The organism is Glutamicibacter sp. NPDC087583, assembly GCF_044743685.1.
Classification (GTDB): Bacteria; Actinomycetota; Actinomycetes; order Actinomycetales; family Micrococcaceae; genus Glutamicibacter.
This window is the reverse complement of sequence record NZ_JBIUWY010000002.1, coordinates 315,805-342,028: the sequence shown is the minus strand read 5'-3', so window position 1 is coordinate 342,028 and position 26,224 is coordinate 315,805. Positions and strand designations below refer to the sequence as shown.

Here is a 26,224-nt window from a genome sequence, read left to right as displayed (position 1 = left end):
TGCTGGAGCCATGACTATTGCACAGCACAGCCAAGCCGTTGATTCCGGGCAGGAAACCGATGTCCATGAGCATTGCTGGGAGATCGGATCCAGCCATCGGACTTCCGCCGGGATTGTTGAATACTTCCATTGCCGCCGCTGCCGGCGCCACATCATGCTCCAGCGCGGGTTCGGGCACGAACAGATGCTGCTGAGCAGGGAACTGCAGGCATGAAAAAGGTGCCTTCCGCTGTGGGGCGGAAGACACCATTTGCCGGCCGGAACCGGATTATTTCCAGAGATCCACGATGCTGATCCCGGCTTGGGCCAGCAGGCCGCGCAGCACGAAGACATCCAATCCGACGACGTTCTGGAAGTTGCCTTCGATGGACTCGATGAAGGCTGCAGCCAGCCCGTCAATGGTGAATGCCCCGGCGCAGGGCAGCGGTTCCCCGCTGGCGACGTAGGCCTCGATCTCGGCATCATCCACGGTGGAGAAATGCACCACGGTGGAAGATACCTGGCCGCGAGCCTGTTCCGGATTGGCGGGATCAATCAGCCAATGGCCCGAGTGCAGGATTCCGGTAGAACCGCTCAGCTGCAGCCATCGTTCGCGGGCTACCTCTTTGGTGTGCGGCTTGCCGTAGGCCACGCCATCAAGTTCGAAGACCGAATCGCAGCCCAGCACCACGGTGCCTGCCGGATGATCTGCCTGGGTCACGTTCTCGGCCTTGGCACGAGCCAGCAGCAATGCGGTCTGCGCTGGACTCTGCTCGCCGTTGCGGGCCACGGCAGCTGCCAGCACCGCATCTTCATCCACCTCGGAAACCTGGGTGGTGAATTTGATGCCCGCATCGGCCAGGACCTTCTTGCGTCCCCACGAAGCCGAAGCCAGCAGCAACCGGGGTCCTGTCTTCATCTGTTCGCTCATACGGCGGCGTTCTCCTTGGCCTGGTCCTGGCTGGAATTATCAGCGGAAGTGCTTTCCCCGGAATCCAGCATATCGTTGAGTTTCGATCCTTCGACATCAACATCCGGCAGGATCTTGTCCAGCCATTTAGGCAGGTACCAGGCCTTGTCGCCCAGCAGGTGCATCACTGCCGGAATGAAGGTCATGCGGATGATGAACGCATCGAAGAGCACACCGAAAGCCAGCGCGAAACCGAGCGGGCGGATCATTGCCAGGTGCGAGAACACGAAGCCGGCGAAGACCGAGATCATGATCAGCGCAGCGGCGGTGACGACCGGTGCTGCCATCGAGAAGCCGGAACGGACCGCGTCCTTGGCCGGCTCGCCGTGAGCGTAGCGTTCACGCATCGCCGAGACCAGGAAGACCTGGTAGTCCATGGCCAGCCCGAACAGGATGCCGGTGAGCAGGATCGGCAGGAAGCTGAGCAGCGGACCGGGAACGTTCACATCGAAGAGGCCGGAGAACCAGCCGAACTGGTAAACCATGACGCTGGCGCCGAAGGCCGCGGCCAGCGAGAGCAGGAAGCCACCGGTGGCCAGCAATGGAACCACGACCGAACGGAAGACCAGCAGCAGCAGGATCAGCGACAGGCCAACCACGATGCTCAGGTACGGTACCAGGGCGGCGGTGACCTTTTCGGAGACGTCAATCTGCGCGGCAACCTGGCCGGTCACGGCAATGTCGGCACCCGTGGCCTCGGAGAACTCCGAGTAGTCCGCACGCAGCTGGTGCACCAGCGCTTCGGTGGCTTCCGAGGAAGGGCCATCGGTAGGGATCACCTGGATGGCTGCCAAGGTGCGGTCTTCGGTCATGGTGACTGGAATTGCGGCCACCACGCCGTTGTATTCGCGCAGTTTCTCGGCCACATCGAGGCTAGTTTCCTCAGCTTCGCGCTCGCTGAGCCCTGCAGGCAGATCAGCTAAGACCAGCAGCGGGCCGTTGTAGCCGGAACCGAACTTGTCGCTGGTTTGCTCGTAGGCCTGGAAGGCCTGCGAATCGGCAGGTTCTGCACTGCCATCAGGCAAAGCGGTTCGCATCTGCGTGGCCGGCAGGGCGATGGCACCCAGGACGAGTATCACCAGCAGGGTCACCGGAACAGCGATCTTGGTGACCATGCGAACCCAGCGAATGGAGAACGATTCCTTGATGTGGGGAATCGCGGCATCCGCGGCTGCCTTCTTGCGGGCCCGCTTGGAAACCAATTTGGTGCCGGCCAGGGACAGCAGTGCTGGCAGCAAAGTGATGTTCAGCAGCACCGAGCAGAACACGGTGAACGCGGCCGACAGGCCCAAGACGGTCAGGAACGGAAGCCCTGGAACAGCCAGTGCGGCCAGTGCGATGATCACGGTCAGCCCGGCGAAGACCACCGCGTTGCCGCTGGTTCCCACGGCGCGTGCAATCGACTCTCCGACCTCCATGCCGGACAACAGCTGCGAACGGTGGCGGTGGATGATGAACAGCGCATAGTCAATGCCCACCGCAAGGCCCAGCATGAGAGCCAGGGCAGGGGTAATCGAGGCCATGTCAATCAGCGAGGAGAACGCCATCGTAGTGCCCACGCCAGCGCCCACACCGAGGATCGCCAGCAACAGCGGCAGGCCGGCGGCGACCAAGGTGCCGAGCATGGCAATCAGGACAATGGCAGCGATGACCACACCAATGATTTCCGAGGCTCCGAAGACCTGGGACATGTCCTGCATGATCTCCTTGGAGAACAGCACCTCAACGCCGTTAGCCTGTGGACCTGCGGCGATAGCCTTGATCTGCTCGCGGTCATCGGGAGTCAAAGCGTCGGTCTGGACCTTGAAGGTCACCTGCGAAACTGCAGTACTGCCGTCTTCGGAAACGAAACGCATATCGGAGCTTGCGCCCACCTGGCGCGAAGCGAATTCCAGTTCAGCTCGGCCGGATTCCAGATCCTTCAGGCCTTGCTCTATGTCCTTCTCGCCCTGCTCAAGCTCGGCGGTCTTTTCCTTGATGGTTTTTTCGCCGTCTTCAAGCTGCTTCTTGGCTTCTGCCAGCTCGGCCTTGCCTGCAAGGAACTGGGCCTTCTTGGCATCGAATTCACGTTGCCCGGCCTCCAGCTTGGCCCTGCCGGCATCGAGCTCGGCCTGGCCTTCGCTCAGCTTCACCTTGTTGCTGGCGATCTCAGTTTTCGCTGCATCCAGCTGCGCCTTGGCGTCGTCCAGCTGGGTTTTGGCGGCGCTAAGCTGGCTGCGGTTCGCCTCCAGTTCCTGATGGCCGGCCTTGGCCTGGGCCTGTCCAGCGTCGAGTTCCTTGCGGGCGGCGTCAAGCTGCTTCAAGCCGGCTTCGGCCTTGGCGATCTGCCCCAGTGCGGCGGTGGCCTGCTGCTTACCGGCGGTCGCTTGGGCGATGCCGGATTCAGCCGAGGTTTTGCCGGCTTCGGCTTCGGCGAGACCACCCTGCAAGGCGTTCAACGCAGCGGTGTATTCGGAGATTTCCTTTTCATTGCCGGCTTCTTCAGCGGCATCAAGCTGCTGTTGCACGCCTGCAATCTGGATCTTCAGATCATCGATAGCGGCTTCAGCCTCGGCCAGTCCGGCCTGTGCGGCGGCCAGGCCATCTTCAGCTGACTTCAGACCCGTGGTGGCTTCTTCCTTGCCTGCCGACAGGGTTGCGTCGAATTCTTCGCGGGAAGAGTCGCCCAGCAGCTGTTCCATGCCAGCCTGGTACTCCTTCTCGCCCGCGGCGAGCTTGGCGTCAGCGGCATCGAGCTTCTGCTCGCCAGCGTCGAACTTTGCGCGGCCAGCGTTGTATTCGGCCGTTCCGTCCTTGTACTGGGCTAATCCGGCGTTGTACTTCGCTTCGCCAGCTTCCAGCTGGGCACGACCCGAAGTCAGCTCGCGCTGGCCGGTTTCCAGCTGCGCGCGGCTATCGGCGAGCTGCTTTTCGGCGGCGGCAATTTGCGGCTCGGCAGCCTGGATTTCCTTCTGGCCGTCAAAGTACTGTGCCCAGCCATCGGTGAGTTCCTCGCGGCCTTCCTTGAGCTGCACCTTGCCATCGGCAATCTGCACCTTGGCATCGTCAAGCTTTTCCTGGCCGTCAACGAGTTCCTGCTGCGCTTTCTCCAGCTCTGGCTGCGCCTTATCGAGCTGTTCCTGCAGTTCGAAGGGGCTCATGGCTTCGACTACCTGGGACTGCATGGCCAGCTGTTCCAGGGACTCGGCGACGGCCTGCTTCTGGGTTTCGTTCAGCGGCCGGTTCGAGCTTTCACGGAACACAATCGAGCCAGAGCCGCCGGCGAGATCCGGGAGCTCTTCCTTCATTCGGTCGAGGGTGCGCTGGGTTTCAGTTCCGGGCAGGGTGAAGGTATTCGATAGCTGGCCCATGAACAAGCTGGCGCACAGGCCGATGAAGATGAAGGCCGCCAGCCACATTGAAATGACGCGGTAGCGGTGCAGGTGTGCCCATCGAGCGAGGCGGTAGAGGAGGGAAGCCATGAGCTTAGATGTCCTTCAAGGTGCTAGTGCTGGTCAGCGGCAAGGCGGTAAAACCCTGGTCAAGGGTTTTCATGGCCTGGGTAATCAAGGAATGGAAGACGGAGATGAGCTCGGGGGAAATATCCAGACCGTGAGTTTCGGTAGCTGGCAGACGCTCGATCCACTCATCAAATGCTGCTTGGCCTGCGCCGAGCAGAGCATGGGTAAAGACTCTGATGGAAAAACTGTCGGCCTGCGGATAACGGCGGGCGACTTTTTCGATGACTTCCGTGGTGGCTGTCCGCCATTCGTTCATCGTGGCGGGGAAGCCGCAGTTGGCTTCTTCCGTTCGCAAGAATGCACCAAACTGGGCCACTTGCCCGAGCATCTGCGACACGTCATCAGACTTGAGCGATTCGATGATCGCTTCGACCAGAGGCATGGAGTCGGTCAGGTCGCTAATGGAATCCACCATGGTTCCCAGAACCTGGTGCAGGGGATAGGAGAAGACCGCATCTACTGATGGAAAGTAGTTGAAGAGTGTACGGCGCGAAACACCGGCCGCTTCAGCGATCTGCGTAGCGGTAAGCGCCGTGGCAGAGCCTTTGCGAAGCAGGTCCGCGACGGCTTCAACGATGGCTTGTTTCGTTGCTCGTTTGTTTAGTTCGCGGCGGGTGCCGGTACTCGGGGAAGTCACATAACTTACACTACGTGCAAAGTTGCACCCTGTGCAAAGTGAATCCGTGTGACCTTTAACCGGAAATCGGCGCACGAGCAGTAGTGCTCGTGCGCCGATTTCTTTCAGCAATGCCTACTTGGTTGCAGCTGCCTCAGCATCTGCCGCTGAGATGCTTTCATCAGCGAAGGGGTTGCCATTGCGTGGTGCGTTGTACATGTCAATGTCCAAGATGCCCTCGCGCTTGGCGACAATGGTTGGAATCAGTGCTTGGCCGGCGACATTTACCGCGGTGCGGCCCATATCAATGATCGGGTCAACGGCCATCAGCAGGCCAACGCCTGCCAGCGGCAGGCCCAGGGTGGAAAGGGTCAGCGTCAGCATGACGATGGCGCCGGTAGTGCCTGCGGTTGCTGCCGAGCCCAATACGGAAACCAGCGCAATCAAGAAGTAATCGGTGAGGGACAGCTCAATACCGAAGAACTGGGCAACGAAGATTGCTGCGATCGCCGGATAGATGGCAGCGCAGCCGTCCATCTTGGTAGTCGCGCCCAGCGGCACTGCGAAGGAAGCGTAGCCCGAAGGCACCCCGAGGTTGCGTTCGGTCACGCGCTGGGTCAATGGCAGGGTGCCAATCGAAGAGCGTGAAACGAAGGCCAGCTGTACTGCAGGCCATACACCCGAGAAGTACTGCTTGATTGACAGGCCATGTGCGCGGACCAGTACCGGGTAGAGCGCGAATAGCACCAGTGCCAAGCCGACGTAGATTGCAACGGTGAACTTGCCCAGTGCGCCAATAGTGTCCCAGCCATAGGTGGCAACAGCGTTGCCGATCAGGCCAACCGTGCCGATCGGCGCGATGCGGATGATCCACCAGAGGACCTTCTGGATGATCGCCAGGATAGAGGCCGAGAACGCGAGGAATGGTTCGGCCGTCTTGCCAACCTTGAGGGCAGCGACGCCCACGGCGATGGCAATGACCAGTATCTGCAGGACGTTGAAGCTGATCGAGGTGGAAGCGGTTGCTTCATCAACCAGCTTGGTGCTCGCGCCCAGACCCAGGAAGTTGGCTGGGACCAGGCCAGTGAGGAAGCCGAGCCAGTCGCCGGTCTTGCCATCGTATTCATCTGGCATGCCCTGGCCGGTATTCGCTCCGGGGCGGAAAACGGTGCCAAGAACCATGCCGATGATTACCGAGATCAAGGCAGTGATGGCAAACCAGAGCAGGGTCTGCCACGCAAGGCGTGCCGCATTGGTGACCTTGGCCAAATTGGCAATTGAGGCGACAACCGCAAAGAAGATCAGTGGGATCACTGCAGTGCGCAGCAACGCAACGTAGCTGGAACCAATGATCGACAGGGCTTCACCCAGCCCGTTGGGTTCCTCGGCGGTGCTGCCGGTGTACTTGGCTAGGAGACCCAGTAGAAGACCAACAATCAGCGCCGCAATGATCTGCGGGCCGAAATTGGTCATCCAGCGTGGAAGCTTAGATGAAGGCGCGGTAGTAGACATGCGTTCAAGATTAGGGCGCTTTTCTTCGCCGGCGGCAGTTTTTGTTACGCAACATGACGGTATTTCGCCGTTTGTGCTTTATTGCACTGAAAAGCGGTGTCTAGGGTCACTGGACCGGCGAAATGGCGCACGATTTGTGCGAAGACTTCGGTGCGGGGACACAGATCTTCACATGGGAATTTTTGGCTCCGTGCCATTGTTGCTGGACTAATCGCCGTGACTGTGCTTGAAGAAGCATCGCTCACTTCACGCAGTTTGCTTTCGTATCCTGGACGCGAGCATGCCGCGCAGGGCGACCAGCAAGCAAGTGGCAGTTCCTCCCAGTGCCGCCCCGCCGGCAACGGCAAGGACGACACCGGGACCGCCAGCGCCGATAAACCCCAAGAGGTGAATTCCGAGTCCCAGGACCAGCAGGGTTGCTGCAGCGGCGGCGCAACTGGCGATGCTGAACCAGTGCAGTGAGCTGGCCTGGTAGAAGGTTCGGCGCCGAAGCTTCGATATGAGGATCCAAAAACAAATGAGGACAATCTGCAGGCAAGCAAGCCCGGCCGTCACTGCGCACCGGTACGGGGTCGCCAGATGGGCCACTTCGGGATGAATGTAGATGGTCTCCTCGATGAACATCGGCAAAATCAGCACTTGGCCAAGGAGCACCCCGAGGAAGATTGCGATGAGCGCGATTCGGGCGGGTAAAACTGCGAGACTGGTCATCTAATGATTTTCGGCTATTACCTATCGTTAATCAATAATTTCTTGTTGTTTTTCCCTGGAATATAGAGCTGGGCTCTTCAGTGCTGCTTCCGTGATCTTGACCTGTCGGAACCATATGGAAAGGTAGAAGCCAGCAAGGCGTGGGAAATCCCTGGTTGCTGCATGGGCCGGAACTGAAAGAAGGAAATAATGCGGGTTTATATCACTAGTGTGTGCGTGGATGATCAGGCGAAAGCTAAAGCGTTCTATACCGAGGTGCTGGGCTTCAAGGTCAAGCACGATATCCCTGTGGGCGAATACAGCTAGCTGACCCTTGTTGCAGCGGACCAGGAGCAAGGTCCTGAAGTGCTTCTGGAGCCTTCAGCACACCCTGCCGTTGGGCCGTACCGTTCAGCACTGAAAGCAGACGGCATCCCGGCAACTTCCTTTGCCGTTGATGATGTCCAGGTGGAATTCGAGCGTCTTAGCTCACTGGGCGTGAAGTTCACGCAAGAACCGACGGATGCCGGACCCGTCGTGGTTGCGACCTTTGATGACACGTGTGGCAATCTGATCCAGATTTCCAGCTACAAGGGATAAAACGAATGGCGGTCCTGCCAATAAGCAGGACCGCCAAGCCGATTTCCTGGAGGCTACTTCACTAGGGCGCGCTTCAAGGTATCCAGGCCAACTGAACCGAGCTTCAACGCCGCGGTATGGAATTCCTTGAGCGAGAAGTCCTCGCCCTCGGCGGCCGCGAGATCGTCGCGGATCTGCTCCCAGAGCCGTTGGCCGATCTTGTAGGACGGAGCCTGGCCTGGCCATCCCAAATAGCGGTTGTACTCGAAGTCCAGCTGACCCGTGGACATGTCCAGATTCTTCTCCAGGAACTCATAGCCGTTTTCGGCGTTCCAGGTGCCGGTGCCCCACTGCGCAGGAACTTCCAAGCCCAGGTGAACTCCTATATCAAAGACCACTCGCGCGGCTCGAATGCGTTGCGCATCGAGCATGCCCATGTAATCGCCCGGGTCATCGAGGTAGCCCAGCTGGTGCATGAGGCGTTCGGAGTACAGCGCCCAGCCTTCGCCCTGGCCGGAAACCCAGCACATCAATCGGCGCCAGCTGTTGAGCGTGGAAGCCTGCATTTGGGCTGTACCGATCTGCAGGTGATGGCCGGGAACGCCCTCGTGATAGACGGTGGTGAGCTCGGCCCACGTGGTGAATTCATCTTCTCCAGGCGGAACCGACCACCACATCCGTCCCGGGCGGCTGAAGTCTTCTGATGGGCCGGTGTAGTACACGCCGCCATCCTGGGTCGGAGCGATCATGCATTCGATGCGGTCCATTGGCGCCGGGATGTCAAAGTGCTTGCCCGACAAGTCCGCCATGGCCTGGTCAGCCTTGCCCTGCATCCACTCCCGCAAGGCGTCGGTGCCTGAGAGCTTGCGCGCCGGATCCTCGTTGAGGATCTTCTTGGCTTCCTCGATCGTGGAGCCCGGCTTGATCTGCTGGGCGACGCGCCGCTGCTCGGCGATGATGGCATCGAGTTCGCCGACGCCCCAGGCATAGGTCTCTTCCAAATCCACTGCGGCGCCCAGGAAACGGCGGGACATCAGCGAGTAGTACTCTCGGCCCACCGCGTCTTCGGCCGGTGCCTGTGCCAGGAGTTCATCTTGCAAGTACGCGGTGAGTTTGCGGTAGGCCTTCTTCGCGGCTTCGGCTCCGGCTTCCAGCTGTGCTTGCAAAGTGGTATCCACTGCGGTGCCGGAGGTGGCCAACTGGTCGAAGAATCCGCCATCCTTGGCGTAATCGGTGGTTTGCGTGATCACTATGGACACTTGGCGCTGCGCCGCAACCAGATCATTTGAAGCGGAATCACGCAAAGATGCGATGTAGCCGTCAATCGCAGCCGGAATGTTGGACATTCGCTGGGCGATGAAAGCGTAGTCCTCGGAGGACTCCTGCGGCATCAAATCGATGATTGAGCGGATTTCCTGTGCCGCGCTGGCGATATTGTTCAGCTCGGTGCGCCCGGTGAACAGGATTTCCAGTTCGAGGCTCAATCGCTCGGTCATCGCGTCAAGCGAGACTTCGTCAATTGCGTCGACCGCAGTGGCGTTGGCCAATGCGCCCAAAGTCTCCCGCAGTAAGCTGATCTGCTGGGTGGTGCCAGCAGGGGAGTAGTCGCCATAGGTGGTCTCGTAGCCTGGCAAGCCAAGGGAAACTCCCCATTCCGGGGTCAGTTCAAGGGACTTGGCGAAGAAGGCTTCGGAGATCTGGTCGATTGCCGAAGGCTCGCGGTGCGGTGCAGAGGATGTCATGTAACTAACAGTAGTTGATATGAAAGATTTGTTGAAGACTTTTGCGCAGGTTCGTTCTGAACTGCTTCCGCGGTCGTCTAGCAGGTGCTTCCAGGCGCGGGTTATGCCGCTGGACCTGCCGAAAAGGAATCAAAGGGCATCTGCGGTCGCATAGGCGGTTCCCGCTGATGAAGATGAAGCACGCGAATTGTATTGCGTTGATGAATCGCCCAGTCAGTGCCCATGGGGAGAACTCTCCATGGCGGAGGTTTTGTCAGTTCGTTAGAATTGGAGGGCGTTGAGTCTGGCTATGGGGAATAAGGCCGGATTCTGGCGCACACTCGTACCAGCAAACCAAGGACTGACCTCTAGATGGCCAAAGCCGCTTCGACCGGATGGACCGGACTGCTCAAAAGCACCGGGTTCAAGGTGACTGCGATCCCAGTCGTGGCGGCCCTTGCCGTCACCGGCGCCATTATCTATCCGGGCTTCGAAACAGCTGACGTGGAACTCAACGACGGTGGTGTCTGGGTAGTCAATCAGTCCGAAGGCAAGATCGGGCATGTCAACTACCAGTCGCGCACCATCGACGGTGGCGTTGCCACCCCGCTGGCCAACTATGACCTGGTGCAGCATGAAGAAAGCGTGCTGGTACGCAACCTGGAACAGGCCTCGCTGACCACTATTGACCCCGCGATGGTGCAATTTGCTGGCGATAACAACCTGCCAGCCAACTCATCCTTCTCCTTCGGTGCGTCCGTTGTCGCCGTCACCGACGCGGAACACGGAACTGTCCAGGCCAGCAACCTCGAACAGATTGCCGATTTCAAGGGCGAAGGCGCCGAACCGCTGATCGAGTCCAAGGGCGAAGTCGCCGCCGTGGTTGGCGCCGACGACACCATCTGGGCCGCTGACCTCGGCGCAGGAACCCTTTCCAGCTTCACCCTGGACGACGACGGGAAAGCCGAACTCGCCCAGGAATTCGAAATTCCGGAACTGGCCGAGATGAAGGAGCCGCAGCTTTCGGCCGTCGGCAAGATCGGCGTGGTCTTCGATGAAGCCACCGGCGAACTGGTCACCTCGGAGGGCAACTCCGCAATTCTCGAGAATCCTGCCAACGCCCGGATCCAGTCTCCGGGCCCGGAAGCCGAGAACATTGCTGTGGCCCTGGACCAGTCGCTGGCAACGGTGAGCCTGTCCGGCAAAGCCACCAACTATGAGCAGCTGGAAACCGCTGGCACCCCTATCCAGCCGGTGCGCGTGGGAACGTGCACCTACGCGGCCTGGCAGACCAGTGGCGAGTATCTGCGCTTCTGCGATGACCCGGCACATAACCAGAGCACCGCAATTCCGGAAATGCCAGAAGGCGCTGAACTGGCGTTCCGCGTCAACCGGGACGTGGTCGTGCTCAACGACGTGCATTCGGGGCAAGTCTGGTTGGCCAATGAAGGCATGGAAATCGTCAGCAACTGGAGTGATCTGGAACCGCCTGCTGGCAAGGGCGAAGCCAAGGAAGAAGAAACCAAGGAAATCACCGACGCCATCGAGCTGCCTAACCGCACCGAGGAAAACAAGAAGCCGATCGCCGAGGACGACAGCTATTCGGTACGCCCCGGCCGCACCACCTTGCTGCCGGTGCTCTATAACGACGTGGATCCGGACGGCGATTTGCTGACCGCGAACCTGGAAGGCGCTGCGCCCTCGGTAGGTGCCGTGCAGCCGGTCCATGACGGCACCGGATTCCAGATTGTGGTCCCCGAAGATGCCAGGGGCGGCGCGAGTTTTTCCTACACCACCAAAGACGGCCGCGGGGGACAGGACACCGCGACCGTCAAGCTGAACGTGGTGGACGATGAAACCAACAAGGCTCCGGAACAAAAGCGCACCACCGTGCTGCGCGTGCAGCAGGGCGAGTCAGTCAGCCACAACGTGCTCGCTGACTGGACCGACGCGGAAGGCGATGACCTCCGCTTGCTCGGTGGAACCTCCGATGGCGATGACGTGATCCGCGTCCAACCCGATGGCACCTTGACCTTCCAGGATGACGGAAAGAAGCTGGGGCAAAAGGAATTGGCCATCCAGGTTTCCGACGGGCAGGAGGGCACCAAGGGCCGGGTACTGATCGAGGTCTTGGCCGACGCCACCGTGAAACCGGTGACCGCGACCGATCATGTGGTGGCCAATATCAATGAATCCGCCAGTTTCTCCCCGCTGGACAATGACACTGATCCCAGCGGAGACGGACTGCGGCTGGCCGGGGTGGATGATGTTCCCGGGTTGGAAATCAAAACCAACGCACAGACCGGAACCGTGACCGCGCGCGCCGAACGCGCCGGAACCTACTACGTTGAATACATGGCCACCAACGGCCCGGCCAGCGCCCCGGGCCTGGCCCGCATCGATATCAAGAAGCCGGAAGAAAATGCCGAGGATCCGATCGCGGTACGCGATGTCGCCTTGCTGCCTGCCGGCCAGGATGTACTGGTCAACGTGCTGGGCAACGACACCGACCCGGCCGGTGGCGTACTGGTGGTAACCGGCGTGCAGACCGCCAGCGACAAGCCGTTCTCCACCTCCGTAGAACGCAATACCTTTGTCCGCATCACCGACGTGCGCGGCCTCACCGACCCGACCACCATTAGCTACACCGTGTCCAATGGCTCTCGTGAAGCGACCGGTTCCATCCGCGTGATTCCGATTCCGGCACCACCACGCATGGATCCGCCGCAGGCCAACCCGGACACCGTCACCGTCCGCGAGAACGACGTGGCCACCGTCAAGGTTCTGGAAAACGACATCCACCCGAACGGCGGAGAGCTGCTCTTGCGTCCCGAGCTGGAAGAAGCTGATGATCTGGGAGAAGGGTCCCTGATCTCGGTTGCCGACGAAACGATTCGATTCCGCGCCGGCGACTTTGGCGGCAAGGCCAAGCAGGTTTCCGCGGTCTACACCGTGGCAGGACCTGATGGCCAGGAAACCAGCGCCAGCGTCACCTTCAACGTCCTGCCCGAGGCAGAAGCCAATGACCTGGAAAAGAACACCCCGCCGAACCCGGAACCAGTCACCGGGCGGGTCTTCGCCGGCTCCAGCACCAACGTGCTGATCCCGATTGACGCTATCGACCCCGATGGCGACTCGGTCTCCCTCGTGCAATTCGGCGATTCCCCGCGCATGGGCACCGCGAAGATCCGCGGGGCCTCCATCGACTACACGGCCAACCCCGATGCCTCGGGCACCGATGAATTCAGCTACGTGGTGGAAGACCGTTTGGGTGCCCGCGCCACCGGCACGATCAAGATCGGCGTGGCACCGCTTGCCGAATCGAATAATTCCCCGGTTGCCGTCAACGACTTCTTGACCGTGCGCCCCAACCGCCCGGTGGCGGTGGACGTGATGGACAACGACACCGACCCGGATGGCGACCCGATCGCCTTGATGAGCGAAGTCTCCACCGAAGCCAGCATGGAGGTGGAAGTCATTGACGGCCGCGTCACCCTGACCTCGCCCCCGGAAGACGGCAACGTTTCGGTGCGCTACATGATTTCCGACGGCCGCGGCGGCACCGCGGCGGGCACGCTGAGCATCAAGTCCGATCCAGAGGCCCAGCTGCTGGCGCCCATTGCCCGCGATGACCGGGTTTCCTTGGAAGAAGTCATCGGCGATGAACAAGTGACCGTAGATATCTTGCGCAATGACGAGGACCCGGATGGCAGCTCCAGCGAATTGGAGATCAGCTTGCCGGATAACCCGCCTACTGCCCAAGTCACCGAAGATGGCCTGGTCGTCACCGCCACCGAGGACGCGCAGATCATTGCCTACACGCTGACCGACCCCGACGAACTGGCGTCCACTGCCTTCGTCCATGTGCCAGGCACCGCTGGAGCGCGGCCAATCCTGCGCAGCGGGCTGAATCTGCAGGTCGAGGCGGGACAGGTCCTGCCACTGAACCTGGATGACTTGGTTCTCGTCCGCGAGGGCCGCACCCCGCGCTTGACCACCGAAGAGTCGGTGGCCTCGATGCCGCAGAACGACGGCGAGCTGGTCAAGTCCGCCACAGAACTGTCCTTCCGTGCACCGGTTGATTTCGACGGCTCGGCTACCGTCAGCTTCGAAGTCACCGACGGCACCGGCCCCGACGATGAAATGGGCCTGAAGTCCAAGCTGACCCTGCCAATCAATGTCACCCCGGCTCCACGCCAGGATGATCCCGACGAGCGCCAGAACCAGAACGAAGAAGGCCAGCCGGAGGAGGAAGAGCCAGAGGAAGAGGAAGAAGAGCAGCCGCAGGAGGAGAACTTCGCTCCGACCCTGCAGGCCAATGCCTTGGCCGTGGGCCAGGGCGAGGAGCCAGCCTTCCTGGACCTGCGCATGGCCGCCAACGATGCCAATGAAGACGACGTTCCGAAGTTGAAGTTCGCCATCTCTTCGGTGGATATCCAAGGTGTCCAGGCCGAACTGGTCGAAGAGCATAACCTGAAGGTCAGCGCCGGAGCTTCGACCCCGAAGGGCACCACCGGTACCGTCACCGTCACGGTCAGCGACGGTGTGAACCCGCCGGTTCCGGCCGCCATGAACATCACCGTGACCGGCTCGGTCCGCGAGCTGCCGGTAGCTGTGGCCGATAACGTGGCCGATGCGGCCCAGGGCAAGACCGAAGTGGTCGATGTGCTGGCCAACGACCACAACCCGTACGCGGATGAAGGCCCGCTGCGCCTGATCAACGCCCGCGCCCTGGAAGACACCGGGGAAGTGGAAACGAGCGGCGACAAGGTATCCATCACCCCGAAGGACAACTTCGTGGGCACCATGCGGGTGGAATACACCATTGGCGATGTCACCGAAGACGTGGCACGCAACGTCATCGGTACCGTGACGCTGAACGTCAAGGGCGCCCCGGAAGCCCCGGGCCTGCCACGCGTCCAGTCCACCGGGGATGAGAAGGCTGTGCTGCAGTGGGATCCACCGGCCAACAACGGCTCGCAGATCACCCACTACACCGTGACCGGCGGCGGGCACACCCAGCGGTGCGCCACCACTACTTGCACCATCACCCCGCTGGCCAACGACACCGTGTACAACTTCACGGTGACCGCCGCCAACGAGATCGGCCAGTCCCCGGCCTCGGCGCCGTCAGCCGATGCCCGACCGGACGTGGAACCCGAACAGCCTGCCGCCCCGACCGGCACCGACGGCGACCAGCAGGCGGCCTTCAAGTGGACTGCCCCCGCCAGCCGGGGTTCGGCCATCCAGAGCTACACCTTGGAGATCTCCCCGGCACCGGCCAACGGCGTCACCCAGGTCACCGGCATTACCGGCACTTCCTATACCTGGAAGGGCCTGAAGAACGGCACCGATTACCAGGTCCGCGTGCGTGCGGTGAACAAGGCGTCCAAGCCATCGGCCTTCAGCGCCTACTCGGCAGCCGTGACCCCGGCTGGCAAGCCGTTCAAGCCGTCCGCCCCCACCGCGGCCCGCAAGGAATCCGCGGTGGATGGCGGCGTGGTCAACGTCGCCTGGAACGCACCGGGCACCAATGGCGCACCGATCACCGGCTATGCCCTGCGCGTCTACAAGTCCGGAACCCTGGAGAAGACCATTGGCTCCATTGCGGCCAACCAGACCAGCCAGTCGGTCACCGGCCTGAGCACCTCGGGTTCCTACACCTTCACCATCGCGGCAACCAACCGCAAGGGCAGCTCGGAACAGAGCTCGAATTCGGTGGCGGTGACCCCGTACGGGCGTCCAAAGGCCGTGTCCAGCGTGAGCGCCAAGGCCACCGGCGCCAATCGCATGGTGCAACTGGGCTTCCAGGCTCCTGCGGCCAACGGCTCGAAGATCACCGGATACCAGTACTCCGCCGATGGCGGAGGGTGGCAGTCCTTCGGCGGCCCCGGCTCGGTGATCGACACCGGTTCCAACGGCACCGCGCATACCTGGCGCGTGCGTGCCTTGAATGCTGCCGGCCCGGGAGACCCCAGCCCGGCCAGCAACCAGACCAGCGCCTACGGTCCGCTGCGCGATAACGCGAAGATTTCCTCGTCGCATGGCGATAATTGGATTTCCTTCAGCTGGAATACAGCCGCCGGCGAATCCAACGGACGCAAGGTCACCCAGACGGTAGCCATTGGCGGGTCTAACACGGCTAACGACGGTACGGAGAAGGTCAGCAACCTGGGCTACTCCACGAGCCGCACCCTCAAGATCGTGGCAACGGATACCGAAGGCCAGAGCAAGTCCTGGTCCAAAACGGATCAGACCAATCCTAAGCCGGCCCGTTCGGTGAAGCTGTCCGAAGGACCGTTGTACAACGGCTACGCGAACTCCACCTGCCCGCCGAACTGCTACAAGTACCACGTGGAGCTCTACGACTTCGACCCGGGCACCCACACCTACCTGGCGCAGTGCTACCACTCCAAGGGAATGTTCTCGGATAATTACGTGACCTTCAACGTCGACGGCAATGGCCGGGCCTCCAAGGACTTGCCATGCGTGATCGAATCGGGATATGCCCAGCCGTACTTCGCGAAAATCGACGGCACGGAATCCGACCGGGTTAATTTCAGATAAGCGCGGCATCGGCCGAGCATCAAGACGTACAGAAAGAACAAACACTGCCATGACCATGAGCACCGAGCAGGCCAACTGGTTCTGCGATACCTTCGCCAAATTGGTGTCCAATGTCGGACTGTCCGTGCTGGGCAAGGACCAGGCCATCAAGCTGGTGCTAACTGCCATGCTCACCGAAGGGCACGTGCTGCTCGAAGACGCACCGGGCACCGGCAAGACCATGCTGGCCCGCTCGCTGGCCGCCACGGTGCGGGGCAGCAACTCGCGCATCCAATTCACCCCGGACCTGTTGCCCTCGGACGTCACCGGCATCACCATCTACGACCAGCGCAGCGGGCAGTTCGACTTCCACCATGGACCGATCTTCGCCAACCTCGTGCTGGCCGATGAGATCAACCGCGCGTCTCCAAAGACCCAGTCGGCGTTGCTGGAAGTCATGGAAGAAGGGCGGGTCACCGTCGATGGCACCACCTACCCGCAGGCTCGCCCGTTCATGGTGATTGCCACCCAGAACCCGATCGAGCAGGCCGGTACCTACCGGCTGCCCGAAGCCCAGCTGGACCGTTTCCTGATCAAGACCTCCATCGGGTATCCGGACCGGGAAGCCACCGTGGCGCTGCTTTCGGGCAGCACCCAGCGTGACCGCTCGACCGCGCTGAGCGCCATCATCACTACCGAAGCAGTGGTGGAAATGGCCGAGCTGGCAACCACCGTGCATGTGGACACCGCCGTGCTGGAGTACGTCGCGGCGCTGTGCGAAGCGACCCGCGAAGTTCCGGAAACCCGTTTGGGAGTTTCGGTCCGCGGAGCCCTGGCGATGGTGCGCGCGGCCAAGGTGTGGGCTGCCAGCCAGGGACGGAACTACGTGCTGCCGGATGACATCAAGGAATTGGCGCCCTATATCTTCACCCATCGCCTGGTGCTGGACCCGGAAGCGGAATTCACCGGCACCACCTCCGCCCAGGTCATCACCTCGGTGCTGCGCAAGGTCCCGGCCCCAACCCGCCGTGGCAATGAAGACTCCGCTCCGGCCGCCGGCAAGGACCAGGACGAGCATTAATGAGCAGACGAGCTAAGCGTTCTGCACGGAGCACCAGGCTGAATCGCAGGGCCGAAATGTCGCTGACCATGGCCAGCGAAGCAATGCAGGTGCTGCGCGAATACCTGCGCCCTGCAACAGCGCGGGTCAAGGAATTCAGCACCCGTTTCCTCGCACCGGTCACCACGGTCATTTCGCCGCTGGGCTTCGTGCTGCTGGGTACAGCGATTCTCCTGTGGATCCTGGGCGCCAGTTTCGGCTGGCAGGAGGCCCTGCTCGGCGCCTTCATGGCCACCTTGCTGCTGCTGGCTTCCGTGGGATTCATCCTGGGCCGCAATGATTTCAGCGTGGACCTGGACCTGCACCGCACCCGTGTCGCTGTGGGGGACCGCGCCGTTGGCGCCCTGCAGGTGGCCAACCAGGCCTCGCGCAGCGCAGCGCCGGTGATGATGGAACTTCCGGTAGGCCATGGTGCCGCCCAGTTCCGGATCCCGCGCCTGGAGCCGCAAGGAACGCACGAAGACCTGTTCACCATCCCGACCCAGCGCCGCCAGGTGCTGGAGGTGGGGCCGGTCCGCTCGGTCCGCCAGGACCCCTTCGCCATTCTGCGCCGGCAGGTGAAATGGACCGACCGCTACGAGCTGTTCATCCATCCGCGCACCACCGCGCTCGATGGCTCCTCTGCTGGTTTCATCCGCGACCTCGAAGGCATGCCCACTTCGGATCTCTCGAACTCCGATGTGTCCTTCCACGCCCTGCGCGAATACCAGGCAGGAGACGACCGCCGCCATATCCACTGGAAGTCAACGGCGCGTACCGGTGAATTGATGGTCCGCCAGTTCGAAGAGACCCGGCGTTCGCACCTGGCACTGAGCCTGAGCACCAATCTGGACGAGTACTGCGAGGCGCACGCAGAGGAAGATTTCGAACTGGCTATTTCGGTCGCTGCCTCCATCGGGCAGCAGGCAGTGGCGGAACAGCGCAAGCTGGCCATCGTGACCCAGCAAGGTCCGGTGCGCACCGACAGCGGCCGCATGATGATGGACTCGCTGACCCGCATCGAAGCAGCCGCTGGCCAGCGCGAGAACCTGGTGCAGGTGGTTCGCCACACCGCCGATATCGTGCCCGGAGCGTCGGTGCTTTTCTTCCTCACCGGCACCAGGACCAGTGCAAAGTCGCTGCGTGAAGCCTGGATGCATGTGCCTGCCGGAGTGCGCGCCATCGCTATCAGGTGCGAGACCGGCATGGAGCCGACGCGCTCGAACATTGGCGAGCTGACGGTACTGAGCCTGGGCAAGCTGGAAGAACTCGGCTTGATGCTGCGAAAGGCCGTGGCATGAAACAGTCTTTGCCCCTCTGGCGCTTCGGCGTTGACGCGATCTGTCTGGGATTGGCCCTGGTCCTTGGTGCCCTGGGTCTCCTGGACGCCTACGGCGCGAGCTTGAACTTCATCCTGGCTGCCGTCGGCGGAATTGTTGCCGGTCTTGCATTGGCCTGGGCCAATGTGCACTTCAAGCTGGGTACTTGGCGGACCATGGCCCTGTTCGCACTGCTGTACCTCGTGCTGGGCACGCCGTTGGCGACTCCACGCGAGGCTGCCTTCGGAATCTTGCCCACCGGGCAATCCCTGCGCACCTTGCTGACCGGCCTGGTCTTCAGCTGGAAAGACATGCTCACCGTGGCGCCACCGGTAGGCTCCTACGGCGGCGTACTGATCGTGGCCTTCCTTTCCGCGCTGCTCACCGCACTGCTGGCCGGATTGGCGGCCTGGCATTTGCGCTCGCCGTATTGGACTTTGCTGCCGCTGCTGGCGATGTTCGTGCTGGGTATTGTTTTCGGCACCCGCGACGTGCCGATGCCGATCGCCCGTGGCGTCGCCTTGATTGCGGTATTGGTCGGTTGGCTTGCCTGGCGGCGCTTCATGGACACGCGCATTTCCGGCGGATTCAGCTCGGTGAACCACGAGCAGCTTGATTCCCATGGCGGCCAGCAGATGTTGCTGCGCCGCATCATCGCCGGAGCCCTGGTGCTGGCCGGAGCCGGCGTAGCGACCGCCGCGGCCACTCCGCTGCTGGCCCCCGAAACCCCGCGCCAGGTGTTGCGCGATGCGTTGGAACCACCGGTGGATCTCTACGATTATCCAAGCCCGCTGACGAGTTTCCGCAAGTATGTGAAGACAATGGCTGACGACACCCTGCTGACCGTCAAGGGCTTGCCAAAGGACGAGCGCATCCGCTTGGCCGCATTGGATTCCTACAACGGCATGGTCATCAACGTGGATCCTTCCGCTGGTGGCAGTTTTGCCCCCGTGGGTGATGCCAGCGATATTCGTTCTGCCCAGACGCTGGAAGGCCGCGAAGCGGCTGAACTTGAAATCTCGATCCAGGACTATGAAGGGGTGTGGGTTCCTTCCGGAGGCAAGCTCATGGGCTTGGATCTGGCCGGCGGTCGTGAAGATGAACTGGCCCGTTCCCTGTTCTACAGCGATACCTCTGAAAGCGCGCTGAGCTCCATTGGCCTGGAGAAGGGCGATGCCTACACGGCTAAGGTGCTCTTCCCCGCCAAGCCGAGCGATGACCAGCTCAATGAACTGGATTTGGCGCAGTTCCGCATGCCAGAGCTGGCCAATGTGCCAGCCACGGCGGGAGCCAAGGCCGCCGAATTCACCGGTACGGCACGCGGCGACCTGCAGCGCGTGCGGAGCATTGAAGCCATGCTTTCCGGAACCGGATTCTTCTCCAACGGCACCGAGAGCCAGGTTCCCTCGCTCTCCGGGCACGGAGCGGGACGTATCACCAGCCTGCTCGATGCCGAGCAGATGATCGGCGATGACGAGCAGTATGCTGTCGCGATGGCGCTGATGGCCCGCGAGCAAGGGATCCCTGCGCGCGTAGTCATGGGTTTCTACCCGGAGGAATACGCGCCGGGGAAAGCCGTTGAAATCAAGGGGTCCGATGTTCATGCCTGGGTGGAGATCGCTTTCGAGGAAATAGGCTGGGTTGCTTTCAACCCGACGCCGAATGAAGACGAGCAGCCCACTCCTCCGGAACAGGAACCCAAGGCTGTGCCGCAGCCGCAGGTGCTGCAACCGCCACCACCGGCGCAGGAAGAAGCGGATTTGCCTCCGCAAACTGCACCGGAGCCGCAGGAAGTCGAAGAGGAACCGAAAACCTTCTGGGAACGCTGGGGCCAGGTCATCATTGTCGCCGGCATTTCGCTGGGTTCGGTGCTGCTTGTGCTCTCGCCGCTGCTGCTGGTTGCCTTGCTGAAGCTGCGCCGCAGGCAGAAGCGTTCTCAAACCGGCAGCGCCGGTGACCGCGTGAGCGGTGGCTGGCAGGAATTGCTCAGCCATGCCACTGACCACCGAATCGCGACTGCCAGCGGTGCGACCCGGCGGGAAAGTGCCGGCGTGCTGGCCGACGGTTTCCCGGCGCTGTCCAGCCCGGTGCAGTCGCTGGCGCAGCGTGCGGATGCGGCGAACTTCGCGCTTGAAGAACCGACCGAAGAGCAAGTGCGGAAGTACTGGGAGGATGTCATTGCGCAGACCCAGAAGATGCAGGAGCCGCTGGGCTTCTTCGGCAAGATGCGGGTGAAATACTCTCCACGCTCTCTGATACACGAGTTGGCGGCTAAAACGGTCACCAGGGCACGAACATTGCAACGGAAAAACAGGAGCAAGCCATGGCGGTAAAAATGGACCTGGTAGATGCCCGAACTGCGCAGCGGCTGCTTTCGTGGCTCGTCGACTTCCTGCCAGTACTGGTCCTCTCGGCTATTTTCCTGCCGATGATCGGATCCAGGATGGTGAACTCGCTGGATGCGCCGCAGATCATGGGCGAGATCGCCGGAACGTACATCCTGTACGGCGTCCTGGCTCTGGCCTACACGGTGTTCTTGTGGTGGTGGGAAGCTGCTGCAGGCAAGAGTCTTGGCAATGTGCTCCTCGGGTTACGCACCGCTACTGTGTCAGGCGAGCGCCCGGGCTGGGGCAAGACCATTATTCGCCGTTTGCTGATAGCCGTCGCGGGTATCGTTCCGATCCTGGGACCGGTGCTTATGGTGATCTCCAACCAATTCGACGCGAACGGCAAGAAGCAGGGATGGCACGATAAGGCGGCCGGGACGCTGGTACTGGATATCAAGGCTGGACGGGATCCGCTGACTACCGGTGGTACCGGGGGACCGGGGTCTTTCGCGCCTGAGCCGCAGTATGCTCCGGGCCGTCGCTTCGTGGGCGAACCAGAAGAAGAGCCCGGCAAGTCCTCGGGAGTCATCGATTCGGTGCCAGGCGCCGTGCGCGCCACTGCGCCTGAGGCGCTCAAAGCGTCTCGTCCCCGTCCTGCCTCGCAGCCTAAGCCGGAGGCGAAGATCGTTGAAGTCGCTTCGTCCAAGTCCGGTGGTGACCCGGATGCAGATCTCGGTCACACGCAGATTCGTTCGCAATCGCCTGATGCCTTGCATCTGCTCTTTGACGATAGCCGGTGCCTTGACCTTGCTGGCAGCATCTTGATCGGACGCAACCCTTCCTACGCAGAGGGCGATGCAGGTGTTCACCTGGCCGTGGTGGATGATCCGGAACGCACCGTCTCCAAAACGCATCTGCTGATCGAGCCGGGAGTAGGCAGTGTCTGGGTTACGGACCGGGATTCGGGCAACGGCTCATCCATTGTCGATGAAGACGGAAACGTGCGCGAACTTGTCCCGGGCAAGCCGGAACAGGCAATGATTGGCCATACGGTGTACTTCGGTGACCGCTACTTCCAGGTGGAACGTCCATGACAGATACTAGCCCGGCAGCCAGCCTCAGATTCAGCCACGGCCAGGCAACTGACCGTGGACTGCGCCGCGCCCTGAACGAGGACAGCTTGCTGGCCTCGGAACGGTTGCTGGCCATTGCCGATGGCATGGGCGGGCATGAGGCCGGTGAAATAGCTAGCGCCCTGTGCCTCAAGATCCTGAGTGCAGGATTCCAAGACGCCGGCACCAATCTCGATCCGGAAACCCTGGACGCGCTGCTGCTTGAAGCTGACCGCAGCATTGTGGAGGCAGGCTCCGGCCGAGCCGGAACCACACTCACCGGGGCCGTGCTGATTGATGCAAGGACCTCCAGCGGGCAGGAAGAACAACCCGAACTGCTGGTCTTCAACGTGGGCGACTCGCGCACCTACCTGTGGGCCCAAGGATTGCTGCAACAGGTCAGCATCGATCACTCCGAAGTGCAGGAGCTGATGGATATCGGCCAGCTGGACGCCGCGCAAGCGGCCACCCATCCGCGCCGGCACGTCATCACCCGCGCATTGGGGATCAACGCCAACAGCCAACCCGATTACTGGCTGGTGCCACTAGCAGGGCACGAACGCATTCTGGTCTGCTCAGATGGGCTGAGCAGCGAAGTCGGCGACGCCGCAATCCAGGAGATCCTCTCGCGTTTCCCGGATCCGCAGCAGGCGTCCGAGGAACTGGTCCAAGCGGCCATCGACGCCGGAGGACGCGATAATATCAGCGTGATCGTCGCCGACGTGCAGTATGGGCACCCCGATGATGTTGGCATTACAATCCCACGCATATCGACCACGAGCCACCAAGAGGAGAAATCATGAACGGCCTGAGTTACATTCCCGGAGACTGGTACGCCCTGGTGAATAACCAGCACATCGTCCTGCTTCCTGCCAGCGCCAGCGCCGAACAGGTCAACGTTTTGTGGTCCAACCTCGTTGGGAAGACGACGGTGGAAGCACTGCTCTCAGAGCTGTTGCCGCTTTACCAGATGAACATTGCCGAGCTGCCGAACTTCGCTTTGGTTTCCCGGGACAGGGCACCGCATCTGGTCTTGCGGGGAGCCCCAGAATTTACCGCACGGACAGCTGCCGGTGACGAGCTGGTCAGCGGTGCCGGCATTGCGACCTGGACCGAACGCAAACTTGGCGAGTCGAAGTCATGGACTTTGAGCACCGGTTCGGCGAATCCTGAAGCTGCGTTCGCGCTGCCAATTAGCGAAGGCATTGTTCGAGTATCAAGCCTTGAGTGGGGCACCGAAGGGGACGCCGCTGCTGGTGCGCCCGCCGGTGCCGCATCCAAATCACCTGCCACCCCTTCTGCTCCGGCCAAAGCAGCTCCAAGCGTGATGGCGCCTGCCGCCGCTGCGGCCAAGCCTGCTGCGGCTCCGGCAAAGGCGCCAGCGCCAACTGCGGCTAAGCCTGCTGCTGCGCCCGCGCAGGCAAAAGCCCCCGCAGCAACGGCGGCTAAGCCTGCGGCGGCCCCCGCTGTTGCCAAGCCGGCGGCTGCTCCGGCAAAAGCTCCAGCGGCAGCGAAAGAGCCAGCGCCAGCTGCGGCTAAGCCTGCGGCGGCCCCCGCTGTTGCCAAGCCGGCGGCTGCTCCGGCAAAAGCTCCAGCGGCAGCGAAAGAACCAGTGCCAGCTGCGGCTAAGCCTGCGGCGGCGCCCGCGCAGGCAAAGACCCCCGCAGCAACCGCGGCCCAGCCTGCTGCTGCGCCCGCGCCGGCAAAGGCCCCAGCGGCAGCGAAAGAACCAGCGCCAACTGCCGCCAAGCCGGCATCCGACCCGGGCGCCGCCGCGCCGTCCAAAGAAGCAGGAGATCCCAAGGGCCCCGCAGCTGTGCTGGCACGAGCAGCCAAGGCAGCCGACGCGGCCAAGGTATCTGCACAGGGTGCCGGGGATGAGCAGACAGATGGCACGGCAACGAGTTATGCGCTGCCGCCGACCGAAGTCTCGGAAGAAACTCAGGATCCAGCACAATACGAGCAGGAAGCCTACTCGGAGGAACTATCGCTGGGCGGACAGCTGCTGGGCGCCAGAGGTGCAGCAGAGACCGTCTACGATACCGGCCAGGGCGATGATCTGGACACGATTATCAAACCGCGCCCGGGAAGTCCTGCCTCTTCGGCGCGGCCGGTTGAACCAGCCGACGACGAGCACACGATCATCCGCGGCTCCAGTGTTCCGAAATCCAGCGCCGCTTCAGGTTTGGACGCCAAGGACGGCACCGAAAATTCGGTGTCGCTGAATGAATTCATCTTGGCCCGCTCTTGCTCCAAGCGGCATCCCAACCCTCCAACTGCCTCGACCTGCCGGGAATGCGGCGAGCGCCTCACCGGCCAAGCGCAGCAAGTTCGCAAACCGGCCATGGGGCGCATGATTGTCAGCGATCACAGTGGCGCCCGCGAATACGCCCATGAACTGAACCGCTCGGTGATCCTGGGGCGCCAGCCAAGCGCAGCAGCCATCAAATCCGACACCGAACCCCGCCTGCTGAAGGTGGAAAGCCCAAGCGGTGATATCTCCCGTTCGCACCTGCATGTGCGAGTGGAAGGATGGCATGTGCAGCTGGTTGACCTGGGTGCGACTAATGGCACCGTGCTCCTGCGCGAAGGGCAGCGGCCACGGCGCCTGTCCCGGCACCAGGAGATCATGCTGATCAACGGCGATGTTGCTGATCTGGGCGATGGCGTGAGCATACGCTTCGAGGATCTGGCGTGAGCCTGCGGCGCGCGCCAGCTCCGGCACCGCAGATCCCGGGATTCACCTACGTCAAGCCGCTGGGCACGGGCGGATTTTCCGATGTCTACCTGTACGAGCAGCACCGGCCCAACCGCAAGGTGGCGGTGAAGGTGCTGCTGGCGGATGTCAGCGATGAGGAAGCCCGCCAGCGATTCGAGGCGGAAGCCAACTTGATGGCCCAGCTGTCCACCCATCCGTATATTGTCACGATCTACCAAGCGGAGATCACCGAAGACGGACGTTCCTATTTGGCCATGGAGTATTGTTCCCGGCCTTCTTTGGACGTCCGATACCGTCGTGGCGTCCTGAGCATTGATGAAACGCTGTCCCTGGCGATCCAGTTGTGTTCAGCGGTGCATACTGCGCATCTTGCTGGCATTGTGCATCGCGATATCAAGCCGGGAAACGTGCTGACCACCGACTACAACAGGCCGGCGCTGACCGACTTCGGCATCTCGGGAACTATCGGTTCACACACCGCTGGGCTTTCGGTGCCATGGTCCGCACCGGAAGCCTTCGGCGATGGCATGCCTCCGGGTGTGCGCATGGATGTGTACTCGCTCGGTGCCACGATCTATACGATCTTGGCCGGGCATTCGCCATTCGTCCGTCCTGGACAGGATAATTCGCAGGCAGTACTCATTGAGCGGATTTGCAATACGCCGTTGGTGCCGTTGGAACGGCTTGATGTTCCTGAATCATTGAGCCAGGCGCTGGCGGTAGCCATGGCGAAGAACCCGGCGTCGCGATTCGGCTCGGCTGCCGAACTGGCCCGCTCGATGCAACGAATCCAGATCGAGCTGGGCTTCTCGGTCACGCCCTTTGAAGTACTTGAAGAACCTGCAGAAGCGGTTGACGAAGATCACGGCGAGAGCACTCGCGTTCGCAATGTTACTTCGATTAGCGATGCGCAGCGTCCGCTGCCTACCCCACCGATGATTTCCTCCGTTCCCGGGCAACGGCTGCGGCAGGCAGGACCGTCAGTTCCAATACCGCGGCTGGAAATGCCGAAGGATTCCATTTCGGCTCCGGGCCAGCAGAGCGCAGCTCCAGGCGAATCAGGAACGCCGGTGGACGCGCCGGCAGAACCGAAGCCGCGCCAGGGACTGCCGAAGGTCTTCATCGCAGTGGGCCTTGTGCTATTTCTCCTGGTTGGCGGCGCTGTCATTGCCAACATGTACTTGCCCGACCAAAATGCTGCACAGCGTTCTGGCCCGCCTATTACAGCGACGGACGGGCCCAAGGATGCATTGGTTGGCGGCACTGTGCCGAAGGTGGATAATTTTGCGTACTCCACGGTCGGAGAAACTGTAACTTTCCGTTGGTCCAACCCAGAACCGAATAAGGCAGACCATTACCGGTGGGCTCCAATTACCGCCACGGAAACGGGAGAATACAAGCAGACGATGTCCCCAAGCGCCACTACCGAGATCGGGAAAGGCGGACAAACCTGTATCGAGGTCAAGCTCGTGCGCGATGATGGACGTATCTCGGATGGAGCACGGTTCTGCACCGCCGCAGGTTCAGGAAAGTAG

The 26,224-nt window shown here is 61.6% G+C and carries 16 protein-coding genes and 1 pseudogene; 10 read left to right on the top strand and 7 right to left on the bottom strand.

Annotated features, from left to right (window positions below; translation table 11 throughout):
• Window positions 1–10 precede the first annotated feature (10 nt).
• Window positions 11–214: a hypothetical protein gene (locus tag ACIOU9_RS07765; RefSeq protein WP_146112252.1), complete on the top strand. Its 204-nt coding sequence runs from the start codon at window positions 11–13 to the stop codon at window positions 212–214.
• A 54-nt stretch (window positions 215–268) separates the two neighbouring features.
• Here the strand turns inward: ACIOU9_RS07765 and ACIOU9_RS07760 are convergent, their stop codons facing one another.
• The 6 genes from ACIOU9_RS07760 to ACIOU9_RS07735 form a co-directional block, all read right to left on the bottom strand.
• On the bottom strand, window positions 269–910 hold the full coding sequence (locus ACIOU9_RS07760) for a nucleoside triphosphate pyrophosphatase (RefSeq protein WP_105661745.1): 642 nt from the start codon (window positions 908–910) through the stop codon (window positions 269–271).
• Window positions 907–4,410: an MMPL family transporter gene (locus tag ACIOU9_RS07755; protein ID WP_105661746.1), complete on the bottom strand. Its 3,504-nt coding sequence runs from the start codon at window positions 4,408–4,410 to the stop codon at window positions 907–909. The genes ACIOU9_RS07760 and ACIOU9_RS07755 overlap by 4 nt, the downstream gene beginning before the upstream one ends.
• 4 nt (window positions 4,411–4,414) lie before the next feature.
• Window positions 4,415–5,197 carry a TetR family transcriptional regulator gene (locus ACIOU9_RS07750; protein ID WP_105661747.1) on the bottom strand — a complete coding sequence of 261 codons (783 nt, stop codon included), beginning with the start codon at window positions 5,195–5,197 and terminating at the stop codon, window positions 4,415–4,417.
• Window positions 5,198–5,200: 3 nt separating this feature from the next.
• Entirely contained in the window at window positions 5,201–6,577 is a 1,377-nt protein-coding gene (locus ACIOU9_RS07745) for a dicarboxylate/amino acid:cation symporter (RefSeq protein WP_105661748.1), read from the bottom strand.
• A 246-nt stretch (window positions 6,578–6,823) separates the two neighbouring features.
• A complete protein-coding gene (locus ACIOU9_RS07740) occupies window positions 6,824–7,288 on the bottom strand; it encodes a DUF2975 domain-containing protein (RefSeq protein WP_388024122.1) in 465 nt (154 codons plus the stop codon).
• Window positions 7,289–7,315: 27 nt separating this feature from the next.
• Window positions 7,316–7,567 (bottom strand): hypothetical protein, encoded by a 252-nt coding sequence (locus ACIOU9_RS07735; protein WP_402696670.1) that lies wholly within the window; start codon window positions 7,565–7,567, stop codon window positions 7,316–7,318.
• Between ACIOU9_RS07735 and ACIOU9_RS07730 the strand changes: the two are divergent.
• Window positions 7,478–7,867, top strand: a pseudogene (locus ACIOU9_RS07730) (VOC family protein). The gene ACIOU9_RS07735 and the pseudogene ACIOU9_RS07730 sit on opposite strands and share 90 nt — an antisense overlap.
• 53 nt (window positions 7,868–7,920) lie before the next feature.
• Here ACIOU9_RS07730 and ACIOU9_RS07725 read toward each other — a convergent pair.
• On the bottom strand, window positions 7,921–9,588 hold the full coding sequence (locus ACIOU9_RS07725; protein WP_402696459.1) for a DUF885 domain-containing protein: 1,668 nt from the start codon (window positions 9,586–9,588) through the stop codon (window positions 7,921–7,923).
• 351 nt (window positions 9,589–9,939) lie between these two features.
• On the opposite strand from ACIOU9_RS07725, the gene ACIOU9_RS07720 reads away from it, so the two are divergent.
• From ACIOU9_RS07720 to ACIOU9_RS07685, 8 genes are read left to right on the top strand one after another with little or no spacing between them, the layout of a single operon-like run.
• On the top strand, window positions 9,940–16,134 hold the full coding sequence (locus tag ACIOU9_RS07720; protein ID WP_402696458.1) for an Ig-like domain-containing protein: 6,195 nt from the start codon (window positions 9,940–9,942) through the stop codon (window positions 16,132–16,134).
• A 49-nt stretch (window positions 16,135–16,183) separates the two neighbouring features.
• A complete protein-coding gene (locus ACIOU9_RS07715) occupies window positions 16,184–17,194 on the top strand; it encodes a MoxR family ATPase (RefSeq protein ID WP_105661752.1) in 1,011 nt (336 codons plus the stop codon).
• Window positions 17,194–18,513, top strand: coding sequence for a DUF58 domain-containing protein (locus tag ACIOU9_RS07710; RefSeq protein WP_105661753.1), 1,320 nt, complete (start codon window positions 17,194–17,196; stop codon window positions 18,511–18,513). The genes ACIOU9_RS07715 and ACIOU9_RS07710 overlap by 1 nt, the downstream gene beginning before the upstream one ends.
• Complete coding sequence (locus tag ACIOU9_RS07705) at window positions 18,510–20,864, top strand: DUF4129 domain-containing transglutaminase family protein (RefSeq protein WP_402696457.1); 2,355 nt, start codon at window positions 18,510–18,512, stop codon at window positions 20,862–20,864. Before ACIOU9_RS07710 ends, ACIOU9_RS07705 begins: the two co-directional genes overlap by 4 nt.
• Window positions 20,855–21,952, top strand: a complete 1,098-nt coding sequence (locus ACIOU9_RS07700) for an RDD family protein (RefSeq protein ID WP_133833034.1) — start codon at window positions 20,855–20,857, stop codon at window positions 21,950–21,952. Before ACIOU9_RS07705 ends, ACIOU9_RS07700 begins: the two co-directional genes overlap by 10 nt.
• A complete protein-coding gene (locus ACIOU9_RS07695) occupies window positions 21,949–22,773 on the top strand; it encodes a PP2C family serine/threonine-protein phosphatase (protein WP_133833033.1) in 825 nt (274 codons plus the stop codon). Before ACIOU9_RS07700 ends, ACIOU9_RS07695 begins: the two co-directional genes overlap by 4 nt.
• Window positions 22,770–24,668, top strand: a complete 1,899-nt coding sequence (locus ACIOU9_RS07690; RefSeq protein WP_133833032.1) for an FHA domain-containing protein — start codon at window positions 22,770–22,772, stop codon at window positions 24,666–24,668. Before ACIOU9_RS07695 ends, ACIOU9_RS07690 begins: the two co-directional genes overlap by 4 nt.
• A complete protein-coding gene (locus ACIOU9_RS07685) occupies window positions 24,665–26,224 on the top strand; it encodes a serine/threonine-protein kinase (protein ID WP_133833031.1) in 1,560 nt (519 codons plus the stop codon). The genes ACIOU9_RS07690 and ACIOU9_RS07685 overlap by 4 nt, the downstream gene beginning before the upstream one ends.

Excerpts from the sequence above, each read along its gene's own strand:
- ACIOU9_RS07705 (WP_402696457.1), top strand. The coding sequence starts at position 18,510 with ATGAAACAGTCTTTGCCCCTCTGGCGCTTCGGCGTTGACGCGATCTGT.
- ACIOU9_RS07710 (WP_105661753.1), top strand. The coding sequence starts at position 17,194 with ATGAGCAGACGAGCTAAGCGTTCTGCACGGAGCACCAGGCTGAATCGC.
- ACIOU9_RS07700 (WP_133833034.1), top strand. The coding sequence starts at position 20,855 with ATGGCGGTAAAAATGGACCTGGTAGATGCCCGAACTGCGCAGCGGCTG.
- ACIOU9_RS07720 (WP_402696458.1), top strand. The coding sequence starts at position 9,940 with ATGGCCAAAGCCGCTTCGACCGGATGGACCGGACTGCTCAAAAGCACC.
- ACIOU9_RS07755 (WP_105661746.1), bottom strand. The coding sequence starts at position 4,410 with ATGGCTTCCCTCCTCTACCGCCTCGCTCGATGGGCACACCTGCACCGC.
- ACIOU9_RS07695 (WP_133833033.1), top strand. The coding sequence starts at position 21,949 with ATGACAGATACTAGCCCGGCAGCCAGCCTCAGATTCAGCCACGGCCAG.
- ACIOU9_RS07690 (WP_133833032.1), top strand. The coding sequence starts at position 22,770 with ATGAACGGCCTGAGTTACATTCCCGGAGACTGGTACGCCCTGGTGAAT.
- ACIOU9_RS07760 (WP_105661745.1), bottom strand. The coding sequence starts at position 910 with ATGAGCGAACAGATGAAGACAGGACCCCGGTTGCTGCTGGCTTCGGCT.
- ACIOU9_RS07725 (WP_402696459.1), bottom strand. The coding sequence starts at position 9,588 with ATGACATCCTCTGCACCGCACCGCGAGCCTTCGGCAATCGACCAGATC.
- ACIOU9_RS07740 (WP_388024122.1), bottom strand. The coding sequence starts at position 7,288 with ATGACCAGTCTCGCAGTTTTACCCGCCCGAATCGCGCTCATCGCAATC.
- ACIOU9_RS07715 (WP_105661752.1), top strand. The coding sequence starts at position 16,184 with ATGACCATGAGCACCGAGCAGGCCAACTGGTTCTGCGATACCTTCGCC.
- ACIOU9_RS07745 (WP_105661748.1), bottom strand. The coding sequence starts at position 6,577 with ATGTCTACTACCGCGCCTTCATCTAAGCTTCCACGCTGGATGACCAAT.
- ACIOU9_RS07765 (WP_146112252.1), top strand. The coding sequence starts at position 11 with ATGACTATTGCACAGCACAGCCAAGCCGTTGATTCCGGGCAGGAAACC.